Annotated in this window: 14 protein-coding genes and 1 pseudogene; 8 read left to right on the forward strand and 7 right to left on the reverse strand. The window is 57.7% G+C overall.

Features of this window, described 5'->3' with window-relative positions; all coding sequences use genetic code 11:
* Positions 1 to 65 precede the first annotated feature (65 nt).
* From MRBLRC7O_RS23990 to MRBLRC7O_RS24005, 4 genes are all read left to right on the forward strand, one after another.
* On the forward strand, positions 66 to 527 hold the full coding sequence (locus MRBLRC7O_RS23990; RefSeq protein ID WP_060726536.1) for a mobile mystery protein A: 462 nt from the start codon (positions 66 to 68) through the stop codon (positions 525 to 527).
* On the forward strand, positions 524 to 1,120 hold the full coding sequence (locus MRBLRC7O_RS23995) for a mobile mystery protein B (RefSeq protein WP_060726535.1): 597 nt from the start codon (positions 524 to 526) through the stop codon (positions 1,118 to 1,120). Before MRBLRC7O_RS23990 ends, MRBLRC7O_RS23995 begins: the two co-directional genes overlap by 4 nt.
* An 859-nt stretch (positions 1,121 to 1,979) precedes the next feature.
* Positions 1,980 to 2,186 (forward strand): GntR family transcriptional regulator, encoded by a 207-nt coding sequence (locus MRBLRC7O_RS24000; protein WP_223569090.1) that lies wholly within the window; start codon positions 1,980 to 1,982, stop codon positions 2,184 to 2,186.
* A gap of 35 nt (positions 2,187 to 2,221) precedes the next feature.
* Positions 2,222 to 2,662, forward strand: a complete 441-nt coding sequence (locus tag MRBLRC7O_RS24005; protein WP_236772958.1) for a GntR family transcriptional regulator — start codon at positions 2,222 to 2,224, stop codon at positions 2,660 to 2,662.
* A gap of 64 nt (positions 2,663 to 2,726) precedes the next feature.
* Here MRBLRC7O_RS24005 and MRBLRC7O_RS24010 read toward each other — a convergent pair.
* Together MRBLRC7O_RS24010 and MRBLRC7O_RS24015 are read right to left on the reverse strand one after the other, a co-directional pair.
* Positions 2,727 to 2,852, reverse strand: a pseudogene (locus MRBLRC7O_RS24010) (transposase domain-containing protein); the annotation flags it as partial.
* Between the two features lie 9 nt (positions 2,853 to 2,861).
* Entirely contained in the window at positions 2,862 to 3,455 is a 594-nt protein-coding gene (locus MRBLRC7O_RS24015; protein ID WP_060726661.1) for a nitroreductase family protein, read from the reverse strand.
* A gap of 363 nt (positions 3,456 to 3,818) precedes the next feature.
* Between MRBLRC7O_RS24015 and MRBLRC7O_RS24020 the strand changes: the two genes are divergently transcribed.
* A complete protein-coding gene (locus MRBLRC7O_RS24020; RefSeq protein WP_060726534.1) occupies positions 3,819 to 4,718 on the forward strand; it encodes a LysR family transcriptional regulator in 900 nt (299 codons plus the stop codon).
* A gap of 174 nt (positions 4,719 to 4,892) precedes the next feature.
* Here MRBLRC7O_RS24020 and MRBLRC7O_RS24025 read toward each other — a convergent pair whose 3' ends face one another.
* The 5 genes from MRBLRC7O_RS24025 to MRBLRC7O_RS24045 form a co-directional block, all read right to left on the reverse strand.
* Complete coding sequence (locus MRBLRC7O_RS24025) at positions 4,893 to 5,453, reverse strand: hypothetical protein (RefSeq protein ID WP_236772957.1); 561 nt, start codon at positions 5,451 to 5,453, stop codon at positions 4,893 to 4,895.
* 199 nt (positions 5,454 to 5,652) lie between these two features.
* Entirely contained in the window at positions 5,653 to 7,107 is a 1,455-nt protein-coding gene (locus MRBLRC7O_RS24030; protein WP_111785313.1) for an aldehyde dehydrogenase family protein, read from the reverse strand.
* Between the two features lie 125 nt (positions 7,108 to 7,232).
* Positions 7,233 to 8,312: an MBL fold metallo-hydrolase gene (locus tag MRBLRC7O_RS24035; protein WP_077998836.1), complete on the reverse strand. Its 1,080-nt coding sequence runs from the start codon at positions 8,310 to 8,312 to the stop codon at positions 7,233 to 7,235.
* Positions 8,313 to 8,360: 48 nt separating this feature from the next.
* Positions 8,361 to 9,479: an NAD(P)-dependent alcohol dehydrogenase gene (locus tag MRBLRC7O_RS24040; protein WP_111785330.1), complete on the reverse strand. Its 1,119-nt coding sequence runs from the start codon at positions 9,477 to 9,479 to the stop codon at positions 8,361 to 8,363.
* A 264-nt stretch (positions 9,480 to 9,743) separates the two neighbouring features.
* Positions 9,744 to 10,598 (reverse strand): pirin family protein, encoded by an 855-nt coding sequence (locus tag MRBLRC7O_RS24045; protein WP_111785312.1) that lies wholly within the window; start codon positions 10,596 to 10,598, stop codon positions 9,744 to 9,746.
* Positions 10,599 to 10,795: 197 nt separating this feature from the next.
* On the opposite strand from MRBLRC7O_RS24045, the gene MRBLRC7O_RS24050 reads away from it, so the two are divergent.
* From MRBLRC7O_RS24050 to MRBLRC7O_RS24060, 3 genes are all read left to right on the forward strand, one after another.
* Entirely contained in the window at positions 10,796 to 12,475 is a 1,680-nt protein-coding gene (locus MRBLRC7O_RS24050) for an MFS transporter (RefSeq protein WP_162691075.1), read from the forward strand.
* Between the two features lie 123 nt (positions 12,476 to 12,598).
* On the forward strand, positions 12,599 to 13,699 hold the full coding sequence (locus MRBLRC7O_RS24055) for a Gfo/Idh/MocA family protein (RefSeq protein WP_060726529.1): 1,101 nt from the start codon (positions 12,599 to 12,601) through the stop codon (positions 13,697 to 13,699).
* Between the two features lie 131 nt (positions 13,700 to 13,830).
* The gene (locus MRBLRC7O_RS24060; RefSeq protein ID WP_111797014.1) at positions 13,831 to 14,847 is read left to right on the forward strand and encodes an aldo/keto reductase; all 1,017 of its coding nucleotides are present in this window, start codon (positions 13,831 to 13,833) and stop codon (positions 14,845 to 14,847) included.
* Positions 14,848 to 14,849: the final 2 nt, after the last annotated feature.

The following is a 14,849-nucleotide window of genomic DNA, read 5'->3' on the forward strand; positions in this document are numbered from 1 at the left end:
AAACGTACTTGAGGGTCAGCCTTTAAGCTGATAAAACAAATCCAATATCAGTTTATGGGCTGAAAATGAAAAGTGATACACGCAAAAGAGCACGGGGACGGCTTGACGAAAGACTTCAGCCGCTCCAACCAGTTGATCGGTTTAGGGCGCCGCCGAAGGGATGGATCCGAGCGCTGCGCGATGCCCTCGGCATGACGGGTGCGCAGCTGGGCACGCGCATCGGAGTCCGGCCACAAACAGTTGAATCAATCGAAAAGTCGGAGGCAGCCGGGACAATCCAACTCAATACCCTGCGCCGCGCCGCCGAGGCACTGGATTGCACGCTCGTCTATGCCCTCGTTCCAAACAGCTCTCTTGAAGCCGTTATCGAGGCACGGGCACGCAAGATCGCCAAGCGCGAACTCCAGCGCGTCGCGCACACGATGCGTTTGGAAGCACAGGGCACGGACAATGCGGATTCCGAATCTCGCATCCAGGCATACATCCGCGACAGGCTCTCTGAGCGCGATCTCTGGAACGAGGTATGACAGATCTTTTCCAGGAACCCGAAGACGCGACGCCGCTTGAGCCGCAGGAACGGGAGGGTTTGCTTCAGACTTGGATCACTCACCGCCGCGACCTCAACGAAGCGGAAGAGGAAAACATTGTCGAGGGTGCGGCTTGGGCGCGTGGCCGGCGGCGCTTGCCACTCGAACGGATGCTCAGCGAAGACTTCATGCGGACACTACATAAGCGGATGTTCGGTGACGTCTGGCAATGGGCCGGCACGTTCCGGGCGACGGAGCGCAACATCGGCGTTCAGGCTTATCGTATTGGAATGGAGCTCGCGAGCTTATTGAGCGACATCCGTTACTGGATTGAACACAAGACCTTTCCACCGGATGAGATAGCAATCAGATTCCATCATCGTCTCGTCGCCATCCACCCGTTCCCGAATGGAAATGGACGGCAGGCACGTCTCGCAGCCGACCTACTGATCGAGCGGCTTGGCGGTGATCCTTTTACCTGGGGCGGCGGCAGTCTGGCCAATGTTGGCGAAATGCGTGGACGCTACGTCGCAGCACTACGCGCGGCGGACAATCATGACATCGCTCCGCTTCTGGAATTCGCACGCAGCTGACAGGGCCCATCGCATTTGTGACAAAGACGGTCGGTAGCCATATGGCACCCAATCGGCGGCACTCCAGGTTTCTTGGCCCATTCCGGGTTCGCGACCTGGCAAGGATCGACAGACGGATCCCAATGCTCTTGAAGGGATGTGAACCGCCGACCCCGCGCTTGGGATTGGCTAAACATTTGCAACACAATTCATTCACAGCCGCAGACGCCGCCGCAATTTGGTTTTGCTGGCTAATAAGAATGACGCCCATCGAAAGAATAATCGGCCGAACGGCGGCATAGCCAAGGCCACCAAGTTGCCGAGAAATCAGCGCGGAGACGGACAGGAAGGTGCTGCGGATTACGCTGGCTTATGGTCGCACACTGCTTTCAAAAGCGAGATTGTCGTCGCTTGAGCAGTTTTCGAAACATCCGCATATCCTTCTCTACACTGAAGCTTCCCCATGACTGTGCTAGCGAGGCCTGCATCCATTCTCTCGGCCACTGCCAATGCAGCGGCGGCTCTGGTCTTGAATGGCAAGAGAGCTTCGAGAACGTATCCATCGCCGAGTGCCTTGGCGATGCACGCGATATCGAACATGTCACGTGGCTGAAGAGAGGATCCTCGATAGTGAACCTTCTTCGCGATGATTTCGCCCCGGGGTCTCAAGGTCAACTTCGGTTCCACGTACTGCGATACGGGATGTCGGAGCGTTGGTAAGTCTTGGAGCGCAAATAAAGTCAATTTCACCGATGCCCGCAAACACGATTTTCAAAGCATGCGTCCCGTCCGAAACATATTCATCGGGTTCACCTGCAGGGTATAGCCCTGTGTTGTCGGGTTCAGATATGGGAGGACCTGCGGATCATAAAGGTCGGGCATGGACGATTTCGCCGCAGTAAATGTTGAAGCCATCCGGCCAGAGACTGTGGCGGATCGCATCGCGAGGATCCTGCGGGAAGCGATTTCCGGTGGTGAGCTTCGCGGTGGCGTCGCGCTACGGCAAGACGAGCTGGCCTCACGATTTGGTTTCAGCCGCATGCCTGTGCGTGATGCGTTGAGACTTCTGGAAAGCGAGGCCGCGTAACCATCCACCCGACGAAGGGCGCTTTCGTGGCAAGAATGGATGCCAAGGAGATTGCGGAGATTTATTCCATTCGCTCACTATTGGAGACGGAGGCCCTGCGCCTGTCATATGCTGGGTTAACGACGGCCGATCTGGACAGGGCTGCAACACTTCTCGCACAGATCGACGCTGAGACGGATGTGGGGCGTTGGGGGACGCTGAATAAGCAGTTCCACATGACACTTTACGGTGCCTGCCAAAATGAGCGGCTTATCGGCCTCATTGCTACCCACCATGATGCGGCCGACCGCTATGTGAGGTTGTTGCTTTCAAACCTGGACTATGAGCAGCAATCGCAGGAGGAGCATCGTGCTTTGCTTGAGGCTTGCAGAGATCGGAACGTCGACGCTGCGAGTGCAGTTTTGCAGCATCATTTGCTTGAGGGAAGCCGCAGGCTCAGCGCGGCCGTCCAGTCAAGCTCAGTAAGCCTCCGGTGAAGGCCGCAGGTCGGGCCGCTTGAGCGTTGACGGTCGGCGGAGTCCAATTCCTCGGAAGCAACTGCTACAGCCTGGTAATCGGCGTGTCAGCGATGCGGGCAAGAACGTCGGCCAGCCACACCTGCGGATCGATGTCGTTGAGCTTTGCCGTCATAATCAGTGTGGCCATGAAGGCCGCACGATCTGCACCGCCGCAGGCCTAGCGAAAGAAGCTTCGAAAGCGGTCACCATCGGAGATAGTCGTCTTTGCGGGAAAAGGTGCCTCGTTGGAGCCGAACGGCATTTGCGCGCGTAACCTCCATGTCTCCGGTATGTCCCAATGCCTTTTGATCTTTGCGTCAACCAGCGGGTTATAATGCTGGAGACTGGCACCAATTCCCACGCCGGCAAGCGCAATCCAGACCGAAAGTTGCGCCATCCCAGACGCTTGCTCGGACCAATCTGGAAAATGATCAGCGTACAAAGGCCACTGATCTTGTAAGAGCCTGACCACATTTCGATCTTCGAAGAAAAGAACAGCACCTGCTCCAGCAGCGAAGCTATCGATTTTTCTGAAGGAGTGCATCTTCGCCTCTCCTTCAACGATATGACTCAACTCCGATTTCACGATGTTCCAGAGTTTCTGATTTTCATCGCGGTGCAGGATCACAACGCGCGAACTTTGCGAATTAAAGGCTGAGGGTGACAGGCGAACCGCCTCGCGAATAAGTGCATCAATCTCTTCGTCAGAGAACGCGATGTTTTTGCCGAGAAAATACTGTGTCCGACGTTTTGCAAGAAGTTGCACCGTCACACCGCGGCTATCCGGATTTTCGGTTGGAAAGTCCAATTTAATCTCCTGGCTTTTCTATCGATTCAATCATGCGACCTGGATCGTTGGAGTAATAGGCTGCCAAGGCGAAACCCATTGTTGCGGAAAAGAGAACGATGCCAGCACCCTATGCAGCGTTATGCGATCCGGCGAGGTGAGGTCGATGCGGGGCGACGGCGGACAGCGATTTTTACCAAGCATTGGAACTTGCTTGGTTCGTTTATTCAGCTCGACCTGTAGGGGTCGCTGCAGGACGTCAGTGTGAGCGCCGAACGAATTGGGAGACTTGACAATCCGCACACTCAGTGTTGCAGTAACCGCATTCACTGGAGTGCGGAGTTGCTAATGGCGGAACCTGAGACTGTCGAGATCTTGGACTTGATCTCCTTCATTCGGGTGGCCGAAACTGGTAGCATCGCTGGTGCGGCTAGTCGTTTGGGGATCGCTAAATCGATCGTCAGTCGCCGCGTCAGTCGCTTGGAGAATTTTCTAGGCGCAACGCTCCTCACACGTTCCCAAAAGGGAACAACCCTTACAGACGTCGGCCGTGAGTATCATGTACGAGCAGCATCTGGGTTGGCCGAACTGGAATCAGCGCAGGAGATGGTTGTAAGGTCGACGACCGAAGCGTCTGGTCAGGTTAGAGTTTCGGTTCCCGTAGCTTTCGGAGAGTTCTGTCTCGCTCCGCTGCTGGCAGAGTTCGCCCTCCTCCACCCAAGGATCCATTTCGACGTCCGCTTTGAAGACCGTCAGCCGGATCTTGTCGCCGAAGCGTATGACTTGGCGGTAAGGATCGGAAGCATCCCGGATTCCGTGCTGATTACGAGAAAACTTGCAAAGGTACGTTGGGCTGTCGCAGCCAGTCCATCCTATCTGGAAGCCAGAGGGCGCCCCTCAAAGCCCGCTGAACTGGCTGCGCACAACGCCATACTCTACTCCTTCGATACGGTCAGCTGGCGTTTTCAAGGTCCGGATGGATGGGAACAAGTCCGCGTGAACTCACAATTTCGCACAGACAATGGTCAAATGATGCTTGCCGCCGCGCGCGGCGGACTTGGTATCGTGGTACTGCCCCTCTTCATGGTTCAAGAGTCGCTTGCCAAAGGTGAGCTCGAAGTCGTAGTCCCAGGCTATAGTCACGCGGGGGCAGATTTGCACATATTGATGCCACCAGCGCGCGCAGGCATCGCTCGAGTGCGCGCGCTGGTGAACTTCCTGTATGAGAAATTCGAACGTGAGGTGTAATGACTGCCGCTCGTCGAGTTCGATAACCGCCCCGGGATTTCAAGACACGGCACCTTTAGGACCAACCACTCCAAGTCTCAGAAACCAAGTCGCCGTAATCCTAACGTCCTTTGAAGGTCACGACCTGCGATGAGAACCGGATAACGGGCGACGGCTCCGTATTGCCGATGGCTTTCAAGTGACCGTGCCAATAAGGTGGGCGATCGAGACTTTCGCCGAATCGGCGAAATCCTGCTCGACTTGCGAAAGTGGATCGGTGACGCTGGCACGGGCTTCAACCGTCGCCAACAGGCGATCACGCAGGTCTGGGTCGGAAATGCTCGCATGGTCGATCAGCGCGCGGATGGCGACGTCAGTTGCGAGCTTCTGAGCACTTTGCGTAAGAGCAGATTTCTCGCGTCTTTCCCTTTCGAGTTCCGCATGGCTCTCTGCCTTGCGGCGCCTAGACCTAATTCCGTGTTCTTTTTCCCAATACCGGGCTGTACCGCGCCCCACATAGAGTATGTCCCACGCGTGCTCTGGATCACCACCCTTGGCGGTATCCTCGTCCGCACCGCACAGGTGCAAAAACAGTCGACGCATGGCGACGTCCGAGAAATAATTTTGGGCGGTGGTCTGCGGTCCAACTGACTGGAATGCAGCTTCCGTTTCCACCGCCGCTCGGCTGATAGCTGCATGTATCGCATCCATCATTACTCTTTCCGCCTGCTTCAAGGTGTCAACTTTGTCCTGCAAATTTTTATCCTTTCGAAAGTCCCGTACGCAATTTGAGGAGATGTCGACCAGGTTGGTGAGACGTCTCCATCGATCTGCAAAATTGGATCGGCAACATTGAGTGGAAATTACGCAACACAACCGAGTACGAATTTCCATTGAAGTTCCAGCACTCAAAGGCCGAGTCGAGGAGGCACACTTCCTGCGCAACTGGCGCAGCTTATCGAAGCAAGCCAGGTTTAAGGGCGATGTGCTTGTATTCGATAAAGTCCTCGATGGCGGCAACTCCGTTTAGCCTCCCGAGACCGGATTGCTTAAATCCACCCTCCTCCGTCCCGTCATACACCTTGGCCCAATCGTTGATGAACACACTGCCCGCTTCAAGCGCTTGCGCGACCCTTAACGATCGATCCAGGTCTCGCGTCCAGATAGAGGCAGACAGGCCATAATCGTTATCGTTTGCCAGCACGACTGCTTCCCGTTCATCGGAGAACCGCTGGATTGTTATCACAGGACCGAATGTTTCCTGCTGCACGACCGGCAGGCTGTTGTCGGAGACCTCCAGCATCGAAGGACGGAAAAAAGCACCTTTCGCCAAAGGGCCTTCTGTCACGGGCCCTCCTCGAACGACCGCAGTTGCACCCGTTGACAGCGCATTTTTCACCACGTTGTCGACACGGGCGACGTTCTCCTTGTCGATCAGTGGCCCCATATCGCTCGCCGGGTCGGATGCCGGTCCGACTTTGACAGCACGCAGCCTTTCGGCGAGGCCGTGGCGGACCCGTTCGTAGATTGAACTCTGTACGAGCAGCCGCGAGCCCGTCATACAGAACTGGCCGGCAAAGATGGTCAGGGCCTTTTCCAGCACGGGCAGCATGGCGTCGATATCAGCGTCGTCAAATACGATCATCGGAGCCTTGCCACCGAGTTCCAGCCCGAACCGCTTCATCCTCTTCGCACCGACGGCACCGATGGTACGGCCGGTTTGCGTGCTTCCCGTGAAGCTGATCGTCGGCACATCGGGGCTTTCAACCAGAAGCGCTGCGCCCTCCGAACCGCTCTCGATGAACATGTTCAAGATACCGCCCGGCAGGTCTTTAGCTTCCGCGAGGATCTTGGCCAGGACGCTGGCGATTTGCGCCGCCTGGCCGGGCATCTTAACGACGACCGCGCAGCCGGCAGCAAGTGCTGGAGCGAAGGAGCGGACCGCAAGAATGACAGGAGAATTCCAGGGAACGATAATCCCCGCCACTCCCATCGGCTGGCGCAGAATCACGGAGAGGCTGCCGGGCTTCGGCAATGTCGCTCGCCCCGCCTCCGTACGAGCCATCGCAGCCCAATATCGAAGCTTGCTCGGACTGCCGTCGATCTCCAGCGCCGCCTCGCCGAGCAGTTTACCGTTTTCAAGCGAGAGGATGTCGATCAGGCGCTTGCGATTTCGCTCGATTGCCGATGCCACCTGATCGAGCACCCTTGCACGAAGCTCGGCATCGTCGCGCCAGCCGGTTTCGCGGAATGCGCGTTTTGCGGCTTCGATGGCAGAATGTGCGGCCGCTCCGCCATCGTCCGGATAATCTCCGATCGTCTCATATGTCGCTGGATCGATGGAGCGGCCGCGTTTGGAAGACGAGACAAAGGTGCCGTCGATCCAGTTATTTGCGGAAAACGTCGTCATTGACTTGCCTTTCTGATGTTGCAAGGGCGCGCGAGATCCGGCCCGCCCTTATGAGTGGCGACCTCCGCACATACCGGGGTCGGCTTGCCCGCCCGATTCCGGGTTGAGGTGGAGGACGATCCCGGTCAGGTCAGGAACGGTGGCGGATTTTCGCCCCGCAAGCGATAATTCGGCCGCGGCCTTTCCAGGCGGATCGACTCCAGCACGGTATAGGCGTGGTACTTCGTCTGGGTCGTCACGCCGGCGAGCCGCTCGGACCAGAGCTGGCCATTGCTGCTCTTCTTTTCCAGGACGTATTTCGTGGCAAAATTGGCCATCGAATTGATCCAGTTCTCGGTGCCGGAAAACACTCTGTCCCAGCCGGCGCCCTCCAGGATGCTGACGAGCGCATCCGACCGGCTGAATCGATCCACGGCCGCCTGTGCTCCGTCGAGGACGTCCTGGAAATATTCGATTGAAGCTGCGACAGTATCTGGCGTCCCGTACTTCATATGATGGCCAGCCACGAGGAAATCGAAGTCATATTCCATCAGTTGCTTCTGTGCTTCGTACCAGCCGGTAATATTCTGCGATGCGTCGCAATGCATGAACGTGGCGCTGCCTGGACTGACGATGTCGATGACGGTCAGCACCTTTTGCGCTGGCGCATAGATAAAGATGTTGCCGGGGCAGTGGTTCTCGCCCTTGTAGGACAGTTCGAGCGTCACCCCGCCGACGACAAGCAGATGATCCTTGTCGAATGTCAGGGTTGGCACCGGTCGGTTCGGATCGGGGAACCGCTCTAGCAATTCCCTGGTTATGTCGTGCGCGACGATCTTAACATCCGGCCCGAAAACCGAAGCGGCACCGATATGATCCGTGTGCCAATGGCTATAGATCAAATGCGTTACCGGCTTGTCGGTGACGTCTTCGATGGCAGCCAGCATGTTTTCACCGATCGTCGGCGGTGCGTCGATGGCGACGACGCCGTCGCTGGTCACGACGAAGGCCGCGTCATAGCCTCCACTGGTGACCCAGTAGAAGCCGCCGCGAAGCTCCTCGACATGGTAGCCGAGCCGCTGGAAGCGTTCGGAGGAGAAGTACTCAGGATAGTATCCCGGCGGATCAGCCGGGTGCTCCCCGGCTTCCGGAAAACCGTAATGGTCGATCCCGAAAAAGTTTGGCTCGTCGGACGCTCTGATCAGCTTCTGGTGTCGGTCGCACATGTGATCAATTCTCCATGATGTTTGCGATATCGAAAGAAAAGTGGGTAGTTACGCGGCTTGCGGGGGAAAGCGCAGGACGGCCTTGATCACGCGCCCCGCCGCGACATCGTCAAATGCCTCGTTAATGTCGGCGAAGTCGTAGAAGGTGAGCAGCCTGTCGAAGGGGAAACGACCGTTTCGATAGAGACCGACCAGTTCCGGGATCATCAGGCCGGAAATGGCATCGCCCTGGATAATCCCGATGAGGCTTTGCCCTACCGTGAGCCGGGATGCGTCGACAACCGCGCCCGAATGGCCGTTGAAGGCGACGAAACCAAACTGCCCCATCGGTGCCAGAGCGCCTATGCCGGCGTCGAGGTTCTCCTTCCGGCCGCTCGTGTCGAGGACGTATTCGACGCCGCGAGAAGCGATATCCCTGATCGCCGACGCAACATCGGTTTGCTCACGCGGGTTGACGCAATGCGTCGCGCCGAGGTCCAAAGCGAGTTTCAGCCGTTCGGTATTGACATCGATGGCGATAACGACGGCCGCATCGGCAACCTTTGCAGCCATGATGGCCGCCAGCCCGACTGCCCCTACACCAAAGATGGCGATAGATGCGCCTACCGGCACTTTGAGCGCCTTCAAGACGGAGCCGGCACCGGTCTGAAAGCCGCAACCGAGCGGCCCAAGCAGTTCAAGCGGCACGTCGTCCGGGACCTTGACGGTATTGCGCGGGTGAGCGAGCGCATATGTGGAGAATGAGGATTGACCGAAGAAATGCGCATGGAGCCTCTTCCCGTCGGGCGTTGTAACGCCAATCGTTCCATCGAGCCTAGAGCCGGCGAAATTCGTTTCCCAGACGTGGTCGCAGTAGGCGGCATGGGAAGACATGCAGGGTTTGCAGTGGCCGCAGGAGTGATAGGAAAGGACGACATGATCGCCGGGTTTGAGATGCGATACGGTCGATCCGACACGTTCGACGATGCCGGCGCCTTCATGGCCCAAGATCGCCGGCAGTGGAGTTGGCATGAGCTGTTGCCTGACATGCGCATCGGTCGCGCAAATACCCGTAGCAACCATGCGGATAAGCACTTCGTCGGGGCGTGGTGCCTCAAACTTCACTTCACGAAGGATGAAGGGCCCATTTTTTTCTTCCAGTACGGCTGCGGTGGCGGATTGGGTCATCTTTTCCTCCATGGGCTGATTTCGGATACTAGGACGAGTGGATTCGGCTCACGGACCGGCGGCGATCCATGTTCCGAAAGGCTCGATCCGATCCGCGTGAGTTTTGGACGAGCGGTGGTGAAGCGGCTGGTTTTCTCAGCCCGTTTGCGGGCCCGCTGTTCGCGAACATATCCATGCTGTCGAACGGCTAAAGACAGCAATGGCGGAACGTCGGGTTGCTGATAATGAAACCCTTTGTGGCTTCATGGCAGGTGGACAGTTAGATCAGACAGGTCGCATCTCTCCGGCATTCGGGAATTTGCCTTGGCGGTAGGCGGCATAGTAGCCGGCAAGTTCCTCTTTGGAGCCTGCGATAAATGGGCCTTGTGCCACGACATGGATATTTTGCGGTTGGCCTGCATACAAAAGCACCCGAGCACCGTCCTTCCCCGCCTTGAGCCTAATAAAACTGTCACCGTGAATCGCCAACGGACTGGTCCAGCCGACTTTGTCCTCGGCGAGAACTGTCCTTCCTGCACCCGCCTCGATCTCGCCAGCGATGACCACGACGAAACCGTTGTAGGACGACGGCAACACCTGCTCGAACTCAGCTTCCGTCTCAAGGCGGATATCGACTAAGGTCACCGGCACGGCGTTCTTCGCTGGCGCGATGATCCCTGCCGAACGACCGCTGTAGACGGTCGCCGCGAAGCCGTTACCGCGATGTATCGGCATTTCATCACGTCTCAGGATCTGCACCCTCGGCGCCATGTTGCGCTCCCGCTCGGGAAGAACGAGCCATAGCTGAAACAGACGCATACCAGCAGAAACTTGGGTATCTTCCGAATGAACGATGCCGCTTCCGGCTGTCATCCATTCCACGTCGCCTTCGACCATGCGTCCGCCGGCATCCTCCATGGTGCCATGAAGCATGAATGTAACGGTCTCCAGGCCGGCATGAGGGTGGGCCCCGCCGAATTGCCCCTCGCCGGTCACATGATCGTCCGCCATCAGGAAGAACGGGTCGGTCGCGGAAAAATTTCCCGGTGCGACGACGAGCGCTGCTTTGTGCCTCTCGCCCGCAAAGCCGGGGCCGAGAGGCGGTGTGGTTGTAATGCTGTCGATGGACCTTTGAAACATCTTTGCTGCCCTCGTGAAGTTGAGAGGTGAAACCTGTCCGCCCTGTCAACGAATGTGCGGTGATTTTGAACGAGGCACCGCTCGCAACAAGTCACGATCCCCCGAACCCTATGTTGCCAAACCAGCAACGCCTCAGGTCACCGGAGTTGCGTTACGCTGCTGCGGATTGATGCCCACAAGCCAGCAACGAGAGCACGATGATGAAACTGACGCAGCGTATTCGCAGCTTTTTCCATGAGGGAGCATGGGACTTTCCCGAGCATGAAAGACCAGTGGTCGCCGGGTCGCCGGCGACACCAGAGCATGCCCTGACGCTGCGGATCGCCTATGCCCTCGTCGCAATTCTGGTCGGTCTGACAGGCGGACTGGGCAACGTACTGGTCATGGTCAACATCACGGAACTACAAGCAGGCTTGGCGTTGAGCTCCGTTCAAGCGGCCTGGCTGCCAACGGCCTATGCCATGACCAATATTTCTGCCAACCTGCTGCTGATCAAGTTCCGGCAGCAATATGGCCTGCGTGTATTCACGCAGGTTGCCCTCGGCCTGTATGCCCTCCTCTCCCTTACCTATCTGTTGACCGCAGATCACTGGCTCACACTCGCCATCCGGGCTGCAAGCGGCTTTGTTGCGGCGGCGTTAACGCCGTTGTCTCTGTTCTACATGATGCAGGCCCTTCCGGGCCGTTGTCGCGTCCGGGGGCTCATACTTGGCCTTGGTATCTCGCAATGCGCGTTCCCGCTCGCAAGCGTCATCTCGCCATGGCTGTCTGTCAGCTCGCATTGGCAGTCGATATTTTTGCTCGAAGCCGGGCTTGCATTTCTCTCCTTCGCCGCCGTCGGGGCATTCCGGCTGCCACCCGCCGAGCGAGAGCGAGCGTTCGAACCTTTGGATTTCCTCACCTTTCTGCTTTTGGGTGGTAGCCTCGCTATGATTGCGGCAGTGTTGGGGCTCGGACGACTGGAAGGATGGTTCGAGGCATCTTGGATAATCTGGTTTCTGTCCCTCGCGCTTCCAATGATCACCACCGCGCTGATACTCGAGAACGGCCGGACCACACCTCTCCTCAACCTGCGCTGGCTCGGGAGCGGTGATATCGTCCGCTTTGCTTTTGCAATTCTCATGGCCAGGATCGTCCTTGCCGAACAGAATGTTGCAACCGGATTTTTGACGGCGCTAGGAGGCAGCGACGAACACCTCAGAGCACTTTCGATCGTCACCTTTGTCAGCGCTGTTGCCGGTGTGATCGTGAGCGCAATCACGGTGAATCTCGAAAAACTGGCGATGCCCATGACGCTGGCGGTCACCGCAATCGCTGCCGCGACACTTGCCGACAGCTCCGCCGCGAGCCTTGGCCATCTGCCCTGGTTTTACTTGTCCCAACCGGTGATCTCATTCGCGGCCATGTTTTTTCTTGGGCCGGCGCTGGTATTAGGCATCACGAGCGCACTGCGGAAAGGCAGCCGAGAACTCTTGAGTTTTACCGTCCTGTTTGCGGCAATCAATTCGATGGGCGCTCTCACCGGCCAGACATTGTTCGGCGCCTATATCGACGGCATCGCGACTGCTTCGCAAGATTGGGTCGTTGCCCAACAGAACGCCTTGCGCTTGGCGGCGGTGTTGGCTTTCTTAACCGCGGCCTATCTGGCTGTGCTCCTCGCAATTCGTATTCGCCATAAGCTGGCGGAAATTCGCCGTGATAAGCAGGTGTCCACTAACGGTGCTGCCCCTTTCGATCCGGTTGGTCCGACCAAGCGGCAGTCAGGAATGCCTTGGCACCCGCCGACCCTTTCGTTTCAGGCGCGGGTGGTCTTGAGCGCTATCGCGACAACCGGGGCAATACTTTTTTTGGTGGCAGTGTGGCCGCAGGAGCGGTAGGCGATATCCATGGCGTGGATGTTTGCTCATACCATTTATCGATTTCGTCGCAGTGCCGGGGGTCGATTACATCTTGCTCAGGACGCCGGGTAGCGTTCGGTAACGTGATTTGGAGCATTGCAGATGTCGGATAAGAAATTTCGTGTGGGTATTGTTGGAGCAGACACTCACGCAAGTTGGGCGGGCGCATCGCATGTGCCAGCCCTGGCGTCACAACCTCACCTGACGCTGGCGGCAGTCGCGACCCGACGCGAGGAAAGCGCCAAGGCGGCGGCCAAAGCATTCGGCGCAGAACTCTGGTTTGCCGATCCCTACGCGATGATAAGAGATGAGAGCATTGACGTCATCACGGTCGCTGTAAAAGTGCCGGCGCACAAGGATCTCGTGATGGCCGCCCTGCAAGCGGGCAAATCCGTCTACTGCGAAGCGCCTCTGGGCGCAACGCTGTCGGAAACAAACGAGATGGCTGGGGCAGTGGGGTCTTTGCATACCGCGATCGGCCTGCAAGGCCGGCATAATCCTGCCGTCAGACGTGCGGCGGAACTGGTCGCGTCAGGTAAACTCGGTCGCGTGATGTCCGCGCGTGTCGGCGCAACCACATTCGGCTACGGGCCGCAATCTCCGAGCATGTACGACTATTTCAACAAGGCCGCTTCCGGCGCCAGCTTCATGACGATTACGGCAGGCCACGTGCTCGACGTCATCGAGGCAGTGCTCGGCAACATTGTCGAGGTCGATGCACGCACGGAGTTGCTCTGGCCGGAGATCGAGATCGTCGATACAGGTGAGACTTCGAAGCGAGAGATTCCGGATCATCTCGATCTGATCGCAAAGACGGCAAGTGGTGCGCCTGTATCCGTGCAGATTCTGGCCGGCGTACCTGCAGATGACGCGAGTTTCGTTTTCGATATCCGTGGTTCGCAGGGCTGGTTGAAGCTGACCGGCAATCATCTGGCAGGCGTACAGGTCGGAGACATTTCAATTTCATCGAGCCTCGAATTTGCTGCGCCCGATAGGCCGGTCGCCAACGGCGTCGGCCCGACCGCAGCCGAATTCTGGTCCGGCGCCGCCATCAATGTCGGGGAGGTCTATGCGTCCCTGGGGAGCGATCTTACGAATGGTACCTACATCACTCCCGGTTTCGACCATGCCCGCCATAACAGCCGCTTGATCGCGGCCGTCGAGCTTGCGGCAAGAACTGGCGAACGGCAACACATCGTGTGAGACGTCGCAGGAAGGCTCGGCATTCGCAACGAATGTCGAGCCGGCCGTGAGCGCAATCAGTGCGGAAATACGCTCAACAAAAGCTACTGCCGCCGGCCAATCTCGGAAATTTTAAAAACAAGGACGACATCATGCAAATGCGCAAGCTGGGTGAGAGCGGGTTGTTCGTGTCGGAGTTGTGCTTCGGCGCCATGACATTCGGGGGAACGGACGGGCTATGGGGAAAAGTGGGGAGACTTGACCAGGAGGATGCCGATGCACTGGTCAAGGCCGCTCTCGACGCCGGCATAAACCTGTTCGATACAGCAAATGTCTATGCGCACGGACGCAGCGAAGAAATACTGGGACGCTCGCTGAAGAACCTTGGTGTATCGCGCAGGGATGTCATGATCGCCACCAAAGTCGCCTCCGCCATGGGTGACGGACCGAACCATCGCGGCGCTTCGCGTGGTCATATAATCTCCGAATGCCGGGCAAGCCTCGGCCGGCTGGGTCTGGACCACATCGATCTATACCAAATCCACGCATTCGATTCCGCGACACCGATCGAGGAAACGCTGGAGGCGCTCGACACACTCGTCCGGGCGGGGGACGTCCGCTACATCGGCCTTTCGAACTGGGCCGCGTGGCAGATCATGAAGGCGATCGGGATAACACGCGCCAGAGCCCTCGCGCCCGTCACGTCACTGCAGGCATATTACACGCTTGTCGGGCGCGATCTGGAGCGCGAGATCGGCCCGCTGCTCTCATCGGAACGTGTTGGCCTCATGGTCTGGAGTCCGCTTGCCGGCGGCTATCTCACCGGAAAGTATTCCGCAGGTGACAATCCTGCAGGCGGCAGACAAACGGAATTGGATTTTCCACCCATCGATCGCATCCGGGGTGAGCCCCTGATCGCGGTCCTTAAAGCTGTCGCGGAGAAACACGGCTCCAGCCCGGCGCAGATCGCGATTGCCTGGTTGCTGAAGCAAAGCGTCGTCTCCACCGTAATCGTCGGTGCAAAGCGCGTCGAGCAATTGCAGGAAAACATTCGGTCCGCATCGATTGAGCTGGACGATAACGACATGGCGAAGCTCGATGAGGTCAGTCGTCTACCCGCCGAGTATCCGGGTTGGTTGCTGAATGACGGAAACGGACACTCGCGCTGAGA

Source organism: Agrobacterium radiobacter (assembly GCF_040801995.1).
In the GTDB taxonomy this organism is placed as follows: Bacteria; Pseudomonadota; Alphaproteobacteria; order Rhizobiales; family Rhizobiaceae; genus Agrobacterium; species Agrobacterium radiobacter.